This window comes from Streptomyces dengpaensis, from assembly GCF_002946835.1.
Classification (GTDB): Bacteria; Actinomycetota; Actinomycetes; order Streptomycetales; family Streptomycetaceae; genus Streptomyces; species Streptomyces dengpaensis.
In genome coordinates, this window is sequence record NZ_CP026652.1 from 5,263,080 (window position 1) to 5,278,786 (window position 15,707).

Annotated in this window: 22 protein-coding genes; all 22 read right to left on the reverse strand. The window is 69.9% G+C overall.

Features of this window, described 5'->3' with window-relative positions:
* Window positions 1-112: 112 nt before the first annotated feature.
* The 22 genes from C4B68_RS24350 to C4B68_RS24450 all read right to left on the reverse strand — a co-directional run bounded on the left by C4B68_RS24350 (window position 113) and on the right by C4B68_RS24450 (window position 15,612).
* A complete protein-coding gene (locus tag C4B68_RS24350) occupies window positions 113-2,326 on the reverse strand; it encodes a phage tail tape measure protein (protein ID WP_099504288.1) in 2,214 nt (737 codons plus the stop codon).
* A 42-nt stretch (window positions 2,327-2,368) separates the two neighbouring features.
* Window positions 2,369-2,575: a hypothetical protein gene (locus C4B68_RS24355; RefSeq protein WP_099504290.1), complete on the reverse strand. Its 207-nt coding sequence runs from the start codon at window positions 2,573-2,575 to the stop codon at window positions 2,369-2,371.
* Entirely contained in the window at window positions 2,572-3,057 is a 486-nt protein-coding gene (locus C4B68_RS24360) for a DUF7426 family protein (RefSeq protein ID WP_099504292.1), read from the reverse strand. Before C4B68_RS24360 ends, C4B68_RS24355 begins: the two co-directional genes overlap by 4 nt.
* Window positions 3,058-3,069: 12 nt before the next feature.
* Window positions 3,070-3,546, reverse strand: a complete 477-nt coding sequence (locus tag C4B68_RS24365; protein WP_099504294.1) for a phage tail tube protein — start codon at window positions 3,544-3,546, stop codon at window positions 3,070-3,072.
* A gap of 12 nt (window positions 3,547-3,558) precedes the next feature.
* On the reverse strand, window positions 3,559-3,993 hold the full coding sequence (locus C4B68_RS24370) for a minor capsid protein (protein ID WP_099504296.1): 435 nt from the start codon (window positions 3,991-3,993) through the stop codon (window positions 3,559-3,561).
* Window positions 3,990-4,337, reverse strand: coding sequence for a hypothetical protein (locus C4B68_RS24375; RefSeq protein ID WP_099504297.1), 348 nt, complete (start codon window positions 4,335-4,337; stop codon window positions 3,990-3,992). Before C4B68_RS24375 ends, C4B68_RS24370 begins: the two co-directional genes overlap by 4 nt.
* Window positions 4,334-4,651, reverse strand: coding sequence for a hypothetical protein (locus C4B68_RS24380; protein WP_099504299.1), 318 nt, complete (start codon window positions 4,649-4,651; stop codon window positions 4,334-4,336). The genes C4B68_RS24375 and C4B68_RS24380 overlap by 4 nt, the downstream gene beginning before the upstream one ends.
* Window positions 4,648-5,037: a hypothetical protein gene (locus tag C4B68_RS24385; protein WP_099504301.1), complete on the reverse strand. Its 390-nt coding sequence runs from the start codon at window positions 5,035-5,037 to the stop codon at window positions 4,648-4,650. The genes C4B68_RS24380 and C4B68_RS24385 overlap by 4 nt, the downstream gene beginning before the upstream one ends.
* 12 nt (window positions 5,038-5,049) lie before the next feature.
* Window positions 5,050-5,397 (reverse strand): hypothetical protein, encoded by a 348-nt coding sequence (locus C4B68_RS24390; protein ID WP_099504303.1) that lies wholly within the window; start codon window positions 5,395-5,397, stop codon window positions 5,050-5,052.
* A complete protein-coding gene (locus C4B68_RS24395; RefSeq protein ID WP_099504305.1) occupies window positions 5,397-5,648 on the reverse strand; it encodes a hypothetical protein in 252 nt (83 codons plus the stop codon). Before C4B68_RS24395 ends, C4B68_RS24390 begins: the two co-directional genes overlap by 1 nt.
* An 8-nt stretch (window positions 5,649-5,656) precedes the next feature.
* Window positions 5,657-6,667 (reverse strand): major capsid protein, encoded by a 1,011-nt coding sequence (locus C4B68_RS24400; RefSeq protein ID WP_099504307.1) that lies wholly within the window; start codon window positions 6,665-6,667, stop codon window positions 5,657-5,659.
* 20 nt (window positions 6,668-6,687) lie between these two features.
* Window positions 6,688-7,437, reverse strand: coding sequence for a hypothetical protein (locus C4B68_RS24405; protein ID WP_099504309.1), 750 nt, complete (start codon window positions 7,435-7,437; stop codon window positions 6,688-6,690).
* A 105-nt stretch (window positions 7,438-7,542) separates the two neighbouring features.
* On the reverse strand, window positions 7,543-7,713 hold the full coding sequence (locus C4B68_RS42045; RefSeq protein ID WP_167459154.1) for an Rmf/CrpP fold protein: 171 nt from the start codon (window positions 7,711-7,713) through the stop codon (window positions 7,543-7,545).
* A gap of 17 nt (window positions 7,714-7,730) precedes the next feature.
* The gene (locus C4B68_RS24410) at window positions 7,731-9,929 is read right to left on the reverse strand and encodes a phage minor capsid protein (protein WP_306511468.1); all 2,199 of its coding nucleotides are present in this window, start codon (window positions 9,927-9,929) and stop codon (window positions 7,731-7,733) included.
* Between the two features lie 16 nt (window positions 9,930-9,945).
* Complete coding sequence (locus C4B68_RS24415) at window positions 9,946-11,430, reverse strand: phage portal protein (protein ID WP_099504311.1); 1,485 nt, start codon at window positions 11,428-11,430, stop codon at window positions 9,946-9,948.
* A complete protein-coding gene (locus tag C4B68_RS24420; protein ID WP_099504313.1) occupies window positions 11,427-12,674 on the reverse strand; it encodes a PBSX family phage terminase large subunit in 1,248 nt (415 codons plus the stop codon). The genes C4B68_RS24415 and C4B68_RS24420 overlap by 4 nt, the downstream gene beginning before the upstream one ends.
* Window positions 12,664-13,191, reverse strand: coding sequence for a helix-turn-helix domain-containing protein (locus C4B68_RS24425; RefSeq protein WP_099504315.1), 528 nt, complete (start codon window positions 13,189-13,191; stop codon window positions 12,664-12,666). Before C4B68_RS24425 ends, C4B68_RS24420 begins: the two co-directional genes overlap by 11 nt.
* A 37-nt stretch (window positions 13,192-13,228) precedes the next feature.
* Window positions 13,229-13,441: an Acb2/Tad1 domain-containing protein gene (locus tag C4B68_RS24430; RefSeq protein ID WP_099504317.1), complete on the reverse strand. Its 213-nt coding sequence runs from the start codon at window positions 13,439-13,441 to the stop codon at window positions 13,229-13,231.
* An 82-nt stretch (window positions 13,442-13,523) separates the two neighbouring features.
* Window positions 13,524-13,919 carry a hypothetical protein gene (locus C4B68_RS24435; protein ID WP_099504319.1) on the reverse strand — a complete coding sequence of 132 codons (396 nt, stop codon included), beginning with the start codon at window positions 13,917-13,919 and terminating at the stop codon, window positions 13,524-13,526.
* Window positions 13,920-14,199: 280 nt separating this feature from the next.
* Entirely contained in the window at window positions 14,200-14,568 is a 369-nt protein-coding gene (locus C4B68_RS24440; protein ID WP_099504321.1) for a hypothetical protein, read from the reverse strand.
* 79 nt (window positions 14,569-14,647) lie between these two features.
* Window positions 14,648-15,055, reverse strand: coding sequence for a hypothetical protein (locus C4B68_RS24445; RefSeq protein WP_099504323.1), 408 nt, complete (start codon window positions 15,053-15,055; stop codon window positions 14,648-14,650).
* A gap of 56 nt (window positions 15,056-15,111) precedes the next feature.
* Window positions 15,112-15,612: a hypothetical protein gene (locus C4B68_RS24450; protein ID WP_099504325.1), complete on the reverse strand. Its 501-nt coding sequence runs from the start codon at window positions 15,610-15,612 to the stop codon at window positions 15,112-15,114.
* Window positions 15,613-15,707: the final 95 nt, after the last annotated feature.

The following is a 15,707-nucleotide window of genomic DNA, read 5'->3' on the forward strand; positions in this document are numbered from 1 at the left end:
CCCGCGTATGCGTGATCGGGCCCCGGGTGTACAGGTCCGCGGTGATGTCCTGCCACTGCGAACCGATGCGCAACTCACCGCGCAGCCCCAAGGGCGTTTCCGGGAATGCCACTTACGCGCTCCTTCCCGTGATAGCGAACTGGACGTTCCCGCCACGCGTGCCTACGGCCTTCCGAAGCTCGCCCATGATGAAGTCTCCGAACGCGCTGCCGTCCGAGCCGATACGCACCACATCGCTCGCCCGGGTGCTGCCGGACACCGCGCCGCCGGACTGCGCGGCCACATGCGCCGCCGTGGCCTGCCCGGTGGTCGGCACGGAGACCAAGTTCCGCATGGTCGTACCCACCGCTCCGGACCCGTCCTCGATGCCCTCGACGATGCCCGCGGGAATCCAACGGCCGATCTGATCGCGCATCACCCGCGACGGCGAGGCAATGCCCAACGCTTTAGCAATCGGCCCGGGAATGATGCTGCGCGCCCATCCAATGAGCGTGTCTCGCAACCAAGAACCCATGGACTTGATGCCGTTCCACAGGCCGCGTACAACGTCCTGCCCCTTACCGGACAGCAGACCAGACAGCGAGCCGATACCGCGGGATATCTGCCCCGGGATGCCCCGCACCCACGTAATGAACGACGCAACTTTCTGCACCGACGCGTCACGGAAAGACTGAAAGCTGCGTGTTGCGGCGCCCCGCAGCGTGCTGCCCATGCCGCCGATCGCAGACCCGATACTGCCCGGCAAGCCCCTCAGCCACGTAACAAGATCGGTACTCTTGCGTACGGCCTGGTCTTTCATATCGCCGAACCAGTCGCCGACGAGACCCGGAATCTGGCCGAGGAAACCGACCGCGACCATGATCCCATCCTTGGCCTCGGTGATCTTGCCAACCACCCAATCCCACGCAAGGAGCGTTGCGGCCTTGATTTCGTCCCAGTACAGGACGATCAATATCACCGCGCCAGCGACCGCAGCGACGGCACCCGCAACAATCCAAAAAATGGGGTTCGCGAGCATCGCTGAATTCATCGCCCACACGCCAATGGCAGCGAGCGAGAACGCCGAGCCGACCGCAGTCACACCCGCGGCGAGACCGATCAGAAGCCCAGAGTTTTCCCGCGCGAACTCGAAGAACCCTTCCAGCCGGGGAAGAACCTGGTTGCCGAGCATGTCGATAAACGTCGTGCTCAAACTGCGCTTGAACTGCTCGACCTTCGTCGCGGCGTTGTCGTGCAAACTGTCGCCTGCCGTGTCCGCTGCTCCGCTGAAATCACCGAGCCGCGCAGATGCTTGCGAGGGGTCCACCGCCAACAGCGCGTCCTGCATCGTGAGGGCTTCCTCACCGAACAGCGCCACCATTGCGGCACTGCGCTTGGCCGGATCCCTTGTCTGCCGCAGCTTGTCCATCAGGTCGTCAAGAGCCTTGCCCGCTGCGGGGCCACCCTCGGCGAAATCCTTCGCCATCTGCTTGCCGTTCAGGCCCAGGCTCGTGAACACATCCGCGGACGATGACGCGTTCGCGGCCATCTCTTCGAGCGCGCCTGTGAGGGTCTCCGCGGACGGGGCGCCCGCGTCGAGGCCTTGCAGGACCGTGCCCAACGCTTCCTCGCCCGTCAGCCCGAAATGGTGCAGGTTGTTCGCGGACTGAGTGATCGTGTCGCCCAAGTCCCCGAACCGGTTGGCGCCCTGGTTGGACGCCTGCGTAAGCATGTCGAGAGCTTCCTCGGCGTTCTTCGCCAGACCGTTGCGGACCATGGCGCCGGCCGCGTTGGCGGCGTCGCCCACGTCCATCTCAAGGACCGTGGACAGGTCCGAGAGCTTCGTAGAGATGCTCTCGATCTGGTCGTTCGTCGCGTCCGGCGGCAGCAATCCCGCATTCATGGTCGCTTTGATCGCGTCCGCGGCGCCCTGGATATCCTCCGTGATGGCGTTCGCGTAGAGCTCGCCTGCGATGTGCCCGTACCGCTCCGCCTCGGGCCCGGTGGCGCCGAGCTGCGCACCGAGTTTGGCGGTTATCTGCTCCTGCTCGAGCGCGGCGCCGATACCGGACATGAGCGCGGCGCCGAGGCTGCCGCCGATCGCCCCGAGGGCGAGGCCTTTCAGGTTGTCGGTGATGCTGCTACCGGCAGCTTCGGCGCCCTCGCTGGCGCCCTCTTCGATGCCCTCGCCGAGAGCGTCGCCGGCGTCTTGCCCACCCTCGCGGGCCCGCTGGGTGATGCGAGATAGGGCGGACCGCAAACGGGACTGGAAGGTGTCGAGGCCTTGTTCGGCCTCGCTGTCGTCCACGGTGATCGTGGCGGCAAGCTCGCCCACAGTCAGCGCCATGCGCGGGCCTCCTCTCGTATGGGGGCCGCGCGGGGCGCGGTGCTACTTACGCGCCGTTGGCGCGTCGGGTGGGGGGTTGAGCAGCCGGTTAAGGCGGGAGTCGGCCGAGATCAGGCCGAGGATGCGGACGCGCAGCCATCGCCAGGAGCGGGTATCGAGCAGGCCGGGCGCCCCAATGTCGATGCCGTACGTCTCGTGTAGGTCGGCCTCGACGAGCGGCCACTCGTCGAGGATCTGCGCCCAGCTCACGCGCGCGGCGCGGCCTTTTTTCCGCCGGCGGACTTGGCCGGGCGGGAGTTCGTACCACTCGTGGAGCCCCGAGACTGGGTCTTGCTCGCCGCAGCCGGTGAGCTGCGGCGCTGCTTCCGGTTCGGGGCCAGACGAGAAGGGTCGCCGCCGCTGTTCCAGTAGCGTTCGGCGGCGCCCTTGTCCTGCACGATCCACACCATCGAGGTCACGGCGCAGTGCTTGAGCACAGGCCACGTAACGCCGTCGGCGACCATTTCAGCGTGCGCGGTGCCAAGCACGTCGCGGTACATGTCGCGCTCGGCGGCATCCGCCAAAACGGCCTCGTCGACCTGCCCTCCGTCCGCGGCCACCGCGGCGGCCTGCATGATGGCCTGCACGCGCAGGCCGGTTGCCGCGGACGGCGGCGGGATGGTGTACGTCTTGTCTTTGATGGGGAGCGCGAGTGTCTCGTCGAGCAACTCCCCCAGTGCCTGAAAGGCCATCGATCAGCCTTCCTACGCCGCGAGCGGGTTGGTGATCGCGGTCCGCTTGCCCTTGCCGGTGAGCGTGACTTTGACGGAGTCAAGGTCGTCAGTGGCGGTGCCGTCCTGCTCCCACTTGACCAGGGCGCGGCCCTCGTACGCCTCGTCGCGGCCCTCACGGTCGTACCAGCGAACGTGCACCTTGCCCGCGTCGCCGAACGCTTCCGCGGCGAGCCTGAGCTTTTCCTGAGCGGCGTTGAACGCCTTCGTGACGGGGTGGCAGCGGTGCAGCATCGTCAGTTCGATGCTCCACGCGTACTCGGTGGGCGTCTGGTCGGCCCAACCCTCGTCCTCGTACGTCGTGGACGCCTGCATGGTCTGATCGACCTTCGGCGCGAAGTCTTTGACGCCGGGCACGATCGCCCACGCGGGCGCGGCGTCGGTGCCGGTGTTTAGTTCGAGGCGGTACCGGCGCGCGAGCGCGGTCTCTGTCTCAACAGGGGTGGACATGGGGGGCTCCTCCTATTCGAGGCGGTCGGACTGCGGGCGCTGGGCGCGCAGCGTGTAGTTACTGGTCCGCTCGTGGCGGCCGTTGGCGTCGGCGCCCATCGGCGCGGTGTTCTCGCGCTTGATGAGCTGCACGTGCGCGGTGCCGAACTGCTGGTTGCGTAGGCCGTGCAGCACACCGAATGCGGCCTCGTCGAGGTCGGCCACGGCGCGCGGGTCGGTACCGGCGCGGGTGCGTACCTGTACGAACACAGTGCAGTCGGTGAGCGCGGGATCGTCGGCAGTGTCGTAGGCGGTGAGGACAACGGCGCGGTCCGGACTGTCGGGCATGACGGTGTCCGTGATCGCCGTATCCGTCGGGGCGTATATGCCGTCGGGCCGGTAGGTGGCGACGCCTGCTGTGTCGAGCAGGCGGGCGAGGCCGTCGACGATGGCGACCAGGAACGTCACTGGATCGCCCTCCGGACTTGGGCGGCGATGATCTCGGTGATCGTGCCGTTTTCCTCGTGCAAGGGGCCTTCGAGGTACTTCGCTGTCCTGCCCGCGTCGTGGCGGTAGGTCAGTTCCTCGTGTTGGCGGACGGCGTACGGGGTGTCGTAGCTGACGACGGCCGTCATGGACGACTCGTCGACGGACACGACCCCGGACCGCTCCAACGTGGCTTCCTCGATCGGTACGCGCTCGCGGGAGACCTGCAACAGGTGCTCGGCGCCGAGGCGTACGCCCCGCACCGCGCCTGCCCGTATGGCTGCGAGGGCGGCGTCACCGTTCCATCTGATGGGTGCGCTTCTCACTCGCAACTCACCTCCGTTGACGCGGGGACGGGGAGGCCTGGCGCGGTGTGGTGGGCGACGGTGAGCGCGGTCGTGGTGCGGCCGTCCGGCAGGGTGATACGTGACCCGGTAGGACAGTTGAGGTCCGGGGCCGCGATGATCTGCGCGGTCGAGGTGACCTCGGCTCCGGTCGCGTCCCGTACCCGCTTGATCGTCTCGTCGACCAGTGCGGGAACGTCCTCGACCTTGGGCCCGTAGCGGGGCCCGTACGCCGATACGCCGAGATACGGCTCGACCGTGATCCGGTGCCGCAGTAGGTAGCCGGGGACTCTCAACAGATCACCCCTGGCAGCAATCCGGCCCGTCGTAGGGCGCGGTCCGCGCGCGGTGCGAGGTCGAGCCCGGACGGGCCCGCCGCGGTGTCCGTGCGGCCAGACAGGGACACGGGGCCGATAGAGACGCTGCCCCATCGGCCCGCGGCTCCGGTCCCGTCGTCGCCGGTCGCCTGCTGGTACTCGACCTGCGCACAGGTCGCGTCGGCGAGCGCCGTAACGATGTCCGGGTCGGTCGGCATGCCCGCGTCGTCCGTGTCGTAGACCGCGGTCCGTAGGGCGTCGTCGATGTCCTCGGACGCGCGGGCAAGTAGCCGGTCGGCGCCGGTGGGGGCCGTCTGGCCGGTCCACGCGGCGTACTGCGCTGGGGTGGCGTAGACGCGGCTCATCGGCGGCCCCCTCTACTGATCTTCGACCAGTGCGGCGGTGACAGACGTCGCGGCGGAAAAGTCGACGTAGACCATTCCGTCGGTGCTCTGTCGCGCCTCGGCGGACTCGACGATGAACGCCAGCGTTCCGGCGGCGACCGTGATGACGCGGTTGGGGACGGTGAGCCCTGCCACGGCAAGCGGCGTGCGGGTGCGCACGGTGACCGTTACCGGGCTGGCCGAGGCGTTGTTCACGATCAGTCGACGGCGGCCGGTGTAGATCCACTGGTTGCCGTTGGCGGCGTCGACCGGGCCGAACGTGAGGGGGACGAGAGGTGTCGCCCCCGTCACCTTCTGCGCGGTGAGCGTGGTGCGGGGCATCAGGCGTCACCCTTTCTGCGGGAAGCGGAACGCCCCGCGGGCTTGGCCTGCGGGGCGTTCGGGGCGGGGTCCGGCTCGGGCTCGGGGTCCGGCGGCGCGGTGTCGTCGAGGGGGTCGAGGTCGTAGCCGGCGCCCTGGCAGTAGCCAATGACGGCGATGTCGTCGGTCTCGGCGATGCCGTCGAGGAACTGGATGCCGCCGGGCCCGTCGCCGCTGTATCCGGCGACGGGCGCAGTGATGCGCATCGTCATGGCGGACCTCACGCGCTCTTGATGTTGCGGAACACGGCGGCCGACTTGGTCGCCTTCAGGACCGGGGCGACGGGGCCGAGCTCCACCTCGCCCGTCTTGACAGCGCCCGCCGTGGTGAAGTCCGGGAGGTACGTCGACAGCAGCGGGGCGCCGCCACCGACGCTCGCACCGTGGAAACCGTCGAGGCCGTAGCGCACGGCGTACAGGTCGCCGAGGTTGGCGATGGATCCGCCGGCGCCGCCACCGTCGGCATCGCGGGAAACCAGGCCGATCACGTCGGTATTGCTTCCGGCCTTGGCGCCGAGGTCGACCAGCGGGATGCCGTTGTACGCGACGACCGGACGGCCGAACGCGTCGGTCGTCTTGTCGATCTGGTCGGCCCACGCGGCGAGCATCTTGAACAGGGCGAGGGTCTTGCGGTTGCCGTAGATGACGTCCGGCCGGTCGTCCATGAGCGACAGCCAGGCGTCGAGGCGGGCCATTTCGGCGAGGGCCTCGGCCTTCGTGTCGACCGTGGTCCAGTCGACGTAGCCGAGGCTCACGCCGTTGGTCAGCGGCAGGTACTCGGTCGCGGTGCCGGTGAGGATCTTGGACAGGCCGTTGAATCCGTTGGCGTCGACGGCGGTGTCGCCGTTGATCACAGCGTCGGCGAACTTTGCCCGGCTGGCCTTGATGAGCTGCTGCATGTTCAGCGTCACGGCGCCGGACGCGGCCGGGCCGATCCGGGCGACGACGCGGTCGACCTTGAACGATCCGCCGAGGGGGACCAGGTCCACCGTGTAGCGCTGGGAGGTGACCTCGGCCGACGTGTACTCCGCATTGATCGCGCGGAAGTCCGCGCCGCGCTCGGTGATCAGCCGGCGGTATCCGTACGTGAGGGTGTCGCCGCCGGTCGGCGAAACGACGTTGTCGAACGTCATCCGGTCGAGGATGTCGCTGGACTTGCGGAACTCGTCGATGACCTGCACGTCGACGTCGTCCTGTGCGTTGAGCTTGGCCTCTGCGAGCGTAGTAGCCATGGGGGTTTACTCCTGGGGTGTCAGCCGCTGCTCATGCGCGCGGCGATGGCCTGTTCGAGGGTTGCGGGCTTCCGCTCGGCGGCGGGCGGCCCGTTGAATTCGGCTCCGCCCCGTTCCGGGCCCTTGGGTGCCTGTCCGGCGAGGCGAGGATTTGCCGTTACGGCGGCCTTGATGGCTGCGGTAATGCCGTCGGTGTCGGTGGGGTCGAGCGCGGCGACGGCGTCGGCGAACGCCCGGCTGTCGAGCAGGGCGTCGGGGTTGGCGCCCGCGGCCGGCGCGGTGCGGTAAACGGCGAGCTCGACGGCGGTCTGTCGTGCCTTGGCCTGCTCGGCGGCGAGCTGCTGCGTGAGCTGCGCAGGGTCGGCGGGGGCGTCGTCCTTGACGATGCCGAGTGCCTTGCCGATCTGCTGCGCGAGCTCGTTGCGGGCGTCGTCGGCGGCCTGCTGCTTCGCGGTCACGCGCGACTTTCCGGCGTCCTTGCGGGCGGCGGTGAGCTCCGACGTGAGGCGGGCGATGGTCGCCGCGGGGTCCTCGTTCGCGGGTGCGGCCGGTGTGGCGGGCTGCTGCGGCGTGGTCGGCGCTGCGCTGGCCGGGTCCTGCCCGGTCGGCTGGTTGCCGGGGTCGCCCTGCTGTCCGCCCTGTCCGCCCTGTCCGCCCTCTCCGGTGCCGTCGCCTCCTGCGATGGCGTAGATCGGGCGTCCGTCGCGTCGGTAACCGAGGATGGTGTCGGCCGTATGGGTGGCCAGGGGATGCCGGAACGCCGTGGTCATGGGGTGCCCTCCTGGGGCTGGTCGGCCCGCTCCTGGCGGGCGTGTGGGCATGCAAAAAGGGCCCGCTCCTGGCGGGCCCTCGGGTGGTGCTGTCAGTGGGGTGCGCTATGCGTCGTCGCCCTGGGTGGGGCTCGGCGCGGTCTGCGCGTAGCCGCGTATCCACGCGGTGCGCAGGATGTCGGCGGCGCCGTACGGGCATACGGTGGGCGGCTCGCCGGTCCTGCCGGCCTCTTGCCCTTGCTGGATCGCTCGCGCGATGTCCTGCCGTGTGCCCATGCGGTCGCCCCCGGGTCTCAGCGTTTGTTCTGGTGGTCGGACTCATTCTTACGGGCTCCGGCTGCCCACCGCTGCGCTTGGCCGGTGGCTTTCTCGATGAACTCGGCCTGAGTGAGGCGGCCGTGTTCGGCCCACCACTCTTTTAGCTCGTCCGATGCGTTCGCGTGGGCGATGCGTGCGGGACCGCTGAACAGGGTGATAGGGGCTCGTCCGGCGGCCTGTGCCTTCTTGTTGAGCAGAACGCCCCGTAGGTCGTCCTCGGCCTGTAGGTACTGCCGGTATACGTACTCGTCGTACATGGCGCGCGCCTCGGCGCGGGTGATGCGCGGTACCTCCTCGCCTGCTCCGCTCTCGTCGACGGCTTCGGCGAGTTGCTCGGCGAACGTGGCGTCGTCGGCGAGGGCGCCCCACCCGTCCGGATCGGGGGCGGGGTCCATCGCCTCGGCGAGGGCGTTGCGGTCGGCGAGCAGGTCGTCGACGGCGTCGCCGGTCGCCGCGGGCGCGGGCATGGCGGCGGCGTCGCGGCGGTCCATCTCCTCGGCGATGCGCAGGATCTCGCGCTCGTCGGCGTACTGCATGCACCATGCGAGGGCGTCGTCTCCGACGTCGTCGAGGCGGTCGGCGAGCTGCCCGCCGGGAAAGTGCTGGGCGAGCAGGTCGCGGCGGTGTGCCTCGGCGGCGAGGGCGTCGCGGTCTGCGGGGGCGTCGCGGTAGCGGGCGGCGAGCTGGTCGTCGGACAGGCCGAGCAGGTCGCGGCGGGCTCCGGGCAACTGTCCGGCGCGGTCGCGGCGGTCGGTCTCGGCCATGATGCGCAACCGGTCGCGGTCGTCGACGTGGCCGAACACGCGGGCGAGGTCGTCGTCGGACAGAGCGAGCAGGTCGTCGGACAGGTGTCCGCCCGGTGCGGCGCGGTCGAGCAGGGCGGCAGTGTCGCGGCGGTCCGCCTCGGTCTCGATGCGGGCGCGGTCGCGTTCGGTCAACTCGCCGTGCCGCATGGCGGCGCTGAGCTGGTCGTCGCTCATCTCGCGCGGGGTGAGGTCGTCGCCGGAACGGATGCGTGCGGCCTGCTGCGCCTCGTCGGGCACGGTGCGGCGCGGTGCGGGCAGGTTGCTCGCCCCGGGGGCCTCGCGCTTGGGGTTGCGCCGTAGGTCCGGGTGGGCGGCGAGGTGCTCGCGCATGGCGGCCTGATGCTGGCGCACCTTGGCGTTTGCGGCCCGCTTGGCTTCGGGGGTCGTGGCGGCGGCGGCGCGGTTCTTGTGCTTGCGGATGTTCCGCTCGATGGCGCGCTGTCGTTGCCCTGCCTCGTAGCCTTCCGGGTCGGACTCGGCGGCGTCGACGCGGGTGATACCGGGCGTGTACGCGGACACGCTGTGGCGGCAGTTGGGGTGCTGTAGTCCGGCCTGGCGGGCGTCGTTGAGGCTGCCCGCGACGTCGACGCGGACCATGCGGCCGTCGTCGATGGCGTGCTCGACCTCGACCGTTCCCGCGCGGCCACCAATGGAAAGGATCTTGCCTTCCCACGGACGGCATAGCGGGCACTCGCGCGGCGAGTTGGACACAATCACCAGGTCTACGCCAGCGTCTCCGAGGGTGCGCATGTGCGCCTCGGTCGCCGCGCGTCCCACGGACGTACGGACGGCCATTTCCGCGTAAGACGTGAGCTGCCAGCGGCGGCCGGAACGGTCCGTAAAGGAACTGATGCCGCGGTCTGCAAACCGCGTCATGGCGTCCTGCGTGGCCTGGCGGCGGGTACCGGTGCCGAGTAGCGGCGTGGCGGTCACCTCGGCAACGACGGCGCGGTATCCGTCGTCGACGGCGCGCAGAATGCTCCGGTGCCGCTCGGTGAGTAGGTCGACGGTCTCGGCGGCGAGGCGGTCGACAGCCTGCGCGGCCGGTAGGACGTCGTCGAGGTGGCGCACTCCGTGGGGGTCGAGAACGCCGAGCTCAGCAACGGCGGCGCGGTGCCCGGTGTTGTACGCCTCGGCCACCGCGTCGAACACTTCCAACGACATTGCGCGGCCGAGCTCGTCGACGACGGCACCCGACGCGCGGCGTACCCGCTGCACGGCGGCGAGCTTCCGCTCTGCCCACCCTGGGGCGTCGTGCCCGTCGGCGAGCTGTCGGGCGATGATGCCCAACAAGCGTTCCTCGGCGGCGGCGTACAGGTCGCGGGTCCGCTCGGCGAGGTCCTCGACCATGCCCGGATGGATCGCCACGGCACGCCCCCCTCGTCTACAGCGGGAAGTTCCCGACGGGGTCCGGGGCGGCGGCGCCGGTCTCCGCGAGAATCGCCGCGACCTCGGCTTGCACAGCGGTGTCTTCCCACTCCGGGTGCAGCGCCCGGACCTTCGTCGCGGTCGACACAGCACCGGCGCGGTTCAACAGGTCGAGCGTGGTCGCGGTCGCCTGCTCGCTCTCGGCCACCCCATCGCCGAACTCGACGCGCGGCCGGTCCGGCGTGACCCCGCTCGCGAACCGCACGGCGTCAACCTGCAACAGAACATGCAGCATCTCGGCGAGTGAGTGGCGCCAATAGCCGGACTTCTTCTTCCGCGTGACCATGCTGCGCTGGTCGCGGCTGTCGACCTCGGTCGCGGTGATGGGCTGCCCGCCCCCGTCGAGGCCGAATGACTGCGGCGAGTATCCGGCGGTCTGCGCGGCCTGCCGAACGATCGCCTCGGCCGTGGCCTGGTGCTCGTCGACACGGATCGCGAACTGAGACAGGGTGATACCGGCGCCCTCGGTCGGCGGGATCTTCAGTGCCTCCCACACCTCGCGGTCGTCGTCGAACGATCCGCCGTTACCGGGGCCGTGGCCGCGTATGTAGCTGTCCGGGACGATCAGCCGGGCGCGGGCGAGGCGGATGTCACGCATCCAAGACGTCCACGTTTCGTCGAGGGCGTCGAACAGGTCGTGTACGCCGGCGTAGTCGCTGCGCCCTATCGGGCTGCCGCGGTGCAGCCGGTTGGGCAGCATGTTGGGTACGTACGTGGCGGTGAGGTCGCGTATGCCGGTGGCGATGCTCTGCCCGTCGCCCTCGGCGTCGAGGCTGCCGACCAGGTCCGCGGTGTCCGGGTGCTCGGTGAGCGGCACGGCGCGGCCTATGCTGTCGGCGGTGCCCTCGTACAGGACGTGGACGATGCGGCCCGGCTCGTGGCGTTCGATGTGCCGCCACACGGTCGCCTCGGTCGAGCCGCTGAGCTCACGCCAAAAGTTGACGGCGCGCAGCATGCCGAAACGCCACTCGGGTATCGCCCCGTCGGGCTGCATGACGGTGAGTAGCGGCCGGTCGGTCAGGGTGCGGTCCCACGTGACGCGCAGGAACACACCGCTGAGGGCGGCGGCCTGCTCCGCGGCGCCGAGCAGGGTCTCTTGCACGCGGCCCTCGTCGAGCAGGACGGCGAGGCGGTCGGCCGTCGCGGCGTCGGCTTCCGGGAGGGTGATCGTCGGCATGTCCGCGAACAGAAGGTCTGCGGACGTCGAGGCGATATCGCTCGGAAGCGGGACGTGCAACCGGTGGTCGCGGCGGCCCTGCTGGTGCTCGGCGTTGCGGCGCCCCCACAGTCGGCGGCGCTCCGCGGGGCGCGGGTTGTGGCCGTAGACGCGGGCGAGGCGGTGACGGTCACCGGAGTACCAAGCATCGTCAACGCGCATCGCGTCGTATATCGGCGCCCATTCGCGGGGCGGCCATGCTGCGCCGTTCTCGGGCAGGCTCATTCGTCGGTCGCCTCCGTCGGCGCGGTGAGTAGGTGGCGCCACTCGTGCGCCGTCGAGTGGACGGCGTAGCGGAGCGCGTCAACGCTGTGGTCGTTGACCTTCATGGGCTTGTCGTCGCCGCGCTCGGCGGCTTTCTCGTCCCACACGTAACCGGGTAGCTCGTCGAGCAGGCCGGTACAGGATCGGTGGATGCGCAGCAGGCCGGCGGCGAGCAGGGATGCCACGCTGCGGATGCCGTCGACGACGTCATTGGTCGCCTTGGCGAGGTTGGGGAATCCGTCCTCGTACGCCTGCGTGATGAAACTCGCGGCGGACGGGTCGACGAATGACCACTCGGGCGTGATGCCGAGCTCGGCAAGCCACGCGCGGATCGCCGCGGAGTACTGCGCATCGGTCATCTGCCGTAGCGCCTTGCGGGAGTCGTGCCGCCACTCGGCGCACGCGTACATGCGGCCGTCGACACCCTCGCCGAGCAGGATCACGGACGTCGCGTTGACGGTGCCGTAGTCCATGCCGAGCCAGTAGCGGCGCATCTCGGGCAGCTCGTCGACGACGTGTGTCGCCTCGTCGTACGCCTCGTAAATGGCGCCCTCGGCCATGACCCAAAGTCCGAGGACGTTGCGCTTGTAGAACAGGCCGCGATACGACGCCTTCGTGCGGGCCTTGTACGCCTCGGACAAGCCGGGGTTGTCGTCCATGACGAAGTGCCAGGAACGGAGCCGGGTCTCACGCGGGCGGAGTAGGTACTCCTTGCGGGCCCAGTGATTCGGGTTGTCGGGGTTGGTCGTCCCGAAGATCTTCGATCCCTCGACCGAGCATCGGGCGTTGAGCTGGTCGTAGAACGTGCGGGGGAGAGTGGTGATCTCGTCGCAGTACGCGCCGGCGCACGTGAGGCCGCGGACCTTCGGCTCGGCTTGGGCGTCGTTGGCGCCGAGGGCATGCACGGTGCGGCCGAGGACGTTCGCTGTCGGGGCGCCGTTGGTGTAGTGGATGTCTTGCGCGACGCTGCCGAAGATCGTGGGGTCGGTGAGCGGGCCGAACACGTTGCGGGCGAGGCTGTCGCGGGTGCGGCCGACCATGACCAGCTCGCCGCCCTCGGGCCGGTTGGCCACAAAGTCCAGCCACCGGAGCAAGGACGCAATCGTCTTCCCCGAGCGAACCGAGCCTTCCCAAATGTTCTGGAAGGCTCGGGCCTCCATGATCGAATCGATCTGCTTCGGGGAGAGGGCGAGGTTACTCCGCATCGGCGGCGGCCTCTGGCGGCGGCCCTCCGTGGCGCGCGGCGTAGTCGAGGGCGAGGCCGGCCATAAGGTCGCCGATCACGCTGCGGGACTCGGCGGCGCCGTCGTCCTTCGGCGGAACCAACTTCAGGGAGCGGTCGACTGCGGTCGCGATGGTCGACATGATGGCGCGCCGGTCCGCGGGGATCGGCTCGTCTGCCGTCTTCTCGGCGTACTTGTGGTCCTTGCCGCCCCACTCCCAGTACAGGGTGGGCGCGTGCAGCTTGTCGGCCTCGCGTTCGGCGATGTCCTGTAGCCGTTCGGCGAATGCGGCGCGGCGTGCGCTGAGGTCGGCTTTGCGTACGGCGGTCGCGGCCTGGACCTCGGCGGCGCGGTCGAAAGACAGGCCGAGCGCGGTCGCGATCTTCGACACGGTGGACGGCGAGCGGCTGAGCTTGCGGGCGATGTCGTTTCGGCTCATGCCCTGGCCGTGCAGGCGGCGCACCGCGGCGCGGTCTTTATCGGTGATGGGGCGCGCCATGGGGTGTCACCTCCTGCACGGGTCACGGGGCCCGCTGCTACTGCTGGCGGGCGAGGGAGGCGTTACCCCAGAACATGGCCTCTTCGATGGCCGTGATCGCGAGGGACTTCTCGCGGCCGTCGGGGCACGTCTCGTTGATGTGGTCGGCGAGGCGGCGGCACGCCTGGCGTACGGACGTGTGGGCGTCGCGCTTCTCGTCGGTGGTCGCGGCGTGGAATGCGAACCGGTGCTCGATGTCTTCGGGCAGCATGGGCGGGCCTCTCGTCGGCGATGGGGCGGGCATGCGAAACGCCCCGCCGCGGTGTGCGACGGGGCGTTGTGGGGCGGGGCCGTTACGCGGGGCAGGTGCGGCCCGTGTTGGCCTTGTAGTCGGTCTGGCCGTCGTCGAGGCCGGTCGAGGCTGCGCCGATGTTGCCTACGGCCTTCCTGCCGTTGGCGAGCCGGTTGTCCACCTTGCCGGTGCCGCCGGTCGCGCAGTTGATCGACACGAAGTAGCCGGCGGGGTCGGTGAGCTTGGCGGCCACGTCGTCGAATACGGCGCGGAGATCCTTGGTCGAGGTGACCTCGACGGACACGTTGCGCTGGTTCCCGCTGTCGTCCTGCTGCGTGATCTTGTACGCGGGGACGTTGGCGGCGGGCTTGTCGTCGTCGCTGCTGCTGCATGCGGTGAGCGCTGCGAGGGCGGCGACGGCGGCCAGTGCGGCGGCGGTGGTGCGGTGGTGCTTCACGGTGTGGTCCCCCCACGGGTACGCGATTGTTCGCGGAGTCTGTGACGCGTGGGGTGGGGGGAAGGTTGCACGGTGCATGCGAACGCCCCGCCGCGGGGGGATTTCGGCGGGGCGTTCGGTCTGCATGCGTCCGGCCCCGTTTCCGGGCACGCCGGGGTCGCGGCCAACTGTAGATCACGAAATGGTCACGGCGCAACGTTCCTGCGCGCGGACATGGCGGCGTCCGGACGGGCGTCGGACGGGTGCGCCCCGCTGTGTCGGACGGCGGGGCGCGGTGTCGTCATGCGCGGTGGGTCTGTCCGATGGGTGGGGCGGGGATGCGGCGGCCGGTGGCATGTGGCGTCGGTCGCTTGTCGGACGCGGCGGCATACGGGCTGGTCGGGCGGGGTGCGCGGGTCGGCTTCTGCTCCAACTGGTAGGCGAGCAGGCGGGGCGCGGTACCGCGGGGGACGATGCCGTTTGCCCATGCGGTGCGGTGCATGTCGGCGGACTGTCGGACGGCGGCGCGGATGGCGTCGGACAGGTTGGCGCCGGTCGACATGAGGACGGCGAGATCGTCGGCGAGGGCGTCGTCTACGCGGATGCTGGGGCGTGAGCCGGGCTGGGGCGGGGTCGGCTTCTTGGGCTGGGTAGGGTTGGTCTTGGCCATGGCGGGGGTTACTCCCTCTGTGGTTAGTCGGGCCCGTACGGCGGTGTGGTCGCCGGTGCGGGCCCGCGCTGGTTGTGGGCTACTGCTCGACGGCGGCGCGCTGCTCGCGCAAGATCCGGTAGACGTACGAATCGCCGGTGTCGAGGTCTCGGGCGATGTCGCGGGGTTTCCGTCCGGCCCGTTTGGCGTCCGCGATGATCTGCGGCATGTCCGGCTCTACGGCCTTCCATGCGCGGCGGGCGAGGGCGGCCTCGGCGAGGCGGGCGGCGGCGGCCGAGGCGGCGGCGGCCTGCTGCTTGGGCGCCGGGGTGTCGCTGGTGCTGCTCACGTGTACGTACGTCGCGGCCGGCGTCTGCTCGTTGGGCTGCTGGGCGCCATGCTTGGCGAGTAGGGCGTCGAGGGCTGCGGGGTTGATCAGGGCGCCGCGTACGTCGTCGTACAGCTCGCGGTACGTCCAGCTTTCCGGGGGGCCGTCGGGGTAGCTCATCTCTTGTGCTCCTGTCTTCGGTGGGCCCGCCCTCAACCGAGGGCGGGCCGGTCGGGCTATGCGAACAGTGCGCCCTGCTCGGTGTCGGGGTCGACATCGAACAGGGTCGGCGTAGTCGAGGCGGCGCGGGCGCCGATCCACTCGCCGCGCCACGTGCCCGCGGTGGCCTCGGCCTCAGTCACCATCTGGGCGGCGAGACGGGCCTCGTCCTCGGCGGCCTTGCGGTCGATGTCGAGCAGGTCGGCAACGAGCGGGAACTCGCGGGCGATGTAGTGGCGGACGGATGCGCGGGCGGCGCGCTCCTCGGCGGCCTCGGTGACCGCCTGCTGTACTTCGGTCGGCGCCTGGTCGAGCCATGCCTCGGCGGTGGCGGTGGCGGCGGCGCGGTCGAGGGCTTCGTTCTTGACGCAGCGGGCGCAGAGCTTGAAGCCGTGCACTTCGCGGGCGTAGTCGTTGATGGCGCCCGCGGGTCGGCCGCAGTAGAGGTCGCGGGTACCGGGGCGGCGGTAGTGGCCGGTCAGCTTGGTGCGGGCTCCGCGGACGGCGTATGTCTTCATGAGGGGGTGCTCCCTTCGGTGTGCCGGGTGTGGTCCGGCTCCGCCACTGTACTGAGTGCTGCACTGAGTACACAAGCGGTTCAAGCAAAAGGGCG

Coding starts and splice junctions, on each gene's coding strand:
- C4B68_RS24350 (WP_099504288.1), bottom strand. CDS start 2,326: ATGGCGCTGACTGTGGGCGAGCTTGCCGCCACGATCACCGTGGACGAC.
- C4B68_RS24360 (WP_099504292.1), bottom strand. CDS start 3,057: ATGGCCTTTCAGGCACTGGGGGAGTTGCTCGACGAGACACTCGCGCTC.
- C4B68_RS24365 (WP_099504294.1), bottom strand. CDS start 3,546: ATGTCCACCCCTGTTGAGACAGAGACCGCGCTCGCGCGCCGGTACCGC.
- C4B68_RS24385 (WP_099504301.1), bottom strand. CDS start 5,037: ATGAGCCGCGTCTACGCCACCCCAGCGCAGTACGCCGCGTGGACCGGC.
- C4B68_RS24390 (WP_099504303.1), bottom strand. CDS start 5,397: ATGCCCCGCACCACGCTCACCGCGCAGAAGGTGACGGGGGCGACACCT.
- C4B68_RS24395 (WP_099504305.1), bottom strand. CDS start 5,648: ATGACGATGCGCATCACTGCGCCCGTCGCCGGATACAGCGGCGACGGG.
- C4B68_RS24400 (WP_099504307.1), bottom strand. CDS start 6,667: ATGGCTACTACGCTCGCAGAGGCCAAGCTCAACGCACAGGACGACGTC.
- C4B68_RS24405 (WP_099504309.1), bottom strand. CDS start 7,437: ATGACCACGGCGTTCCGGCATCCCCTGGCCACCCATACGGCCGACACC.
- C4B68_RS42045 (WP_167459154.1), bottom strand. CDS start 7,713: ATGGGCACACGGCAGGACATCGCGCGAGCGATCCAGCAAGGGCAAGAG.
- C4B68_RS24415 (WP_099504311.1), bottom strand. CDS start 11,430: ATGAGCCTGCCCGAGAACGGCGCAGCATGGCCGCCCCGCGAATGGGCG.
- C4B68_RS24420 (WP_099504313.1), bottom strand. CDS start 12,674: ATGCGGAGTAACCTCGCCCTCTCCCCGAAGCAGATCGATTCGATCATG.
- C4B68_RS24425 (WP_099504315.1), bottom strand. CDS start 13,191: ATGGCGCGCCCCATCACCGATAAAGACCGCGCCGCGGTGCGCCGCCTG.
- C4B68_RS24430 (WP_099504317.1), bottom strand. CDS start 13,441: ATGCTGCCCGAAGACATCGAGCACCGGTTCGCATTCCACGCCGCGACC.
- C4B68_RS24440 (WP_099504321.1), bottom strand. CDS start 14,568: ATGGCCAAGACCAACCCTACCCAGCCCAAGAAGCCGACCCCGCCCCAG.
- C4B68_RS24445 (WP_099504323.1), bottom strand. CDS start 15,055: ATGAGCTACCCCGACGGCCCCCCGGAAAGCTGGACGTACCGCGAGCTG.
- C4B68_RS24450 (WP_099504325.1), bottom strand. CDS start 15,612: ATGAAGACATACGCCGTCCGCGGAGCCCGCACCAAGCTGACCGGCCAC.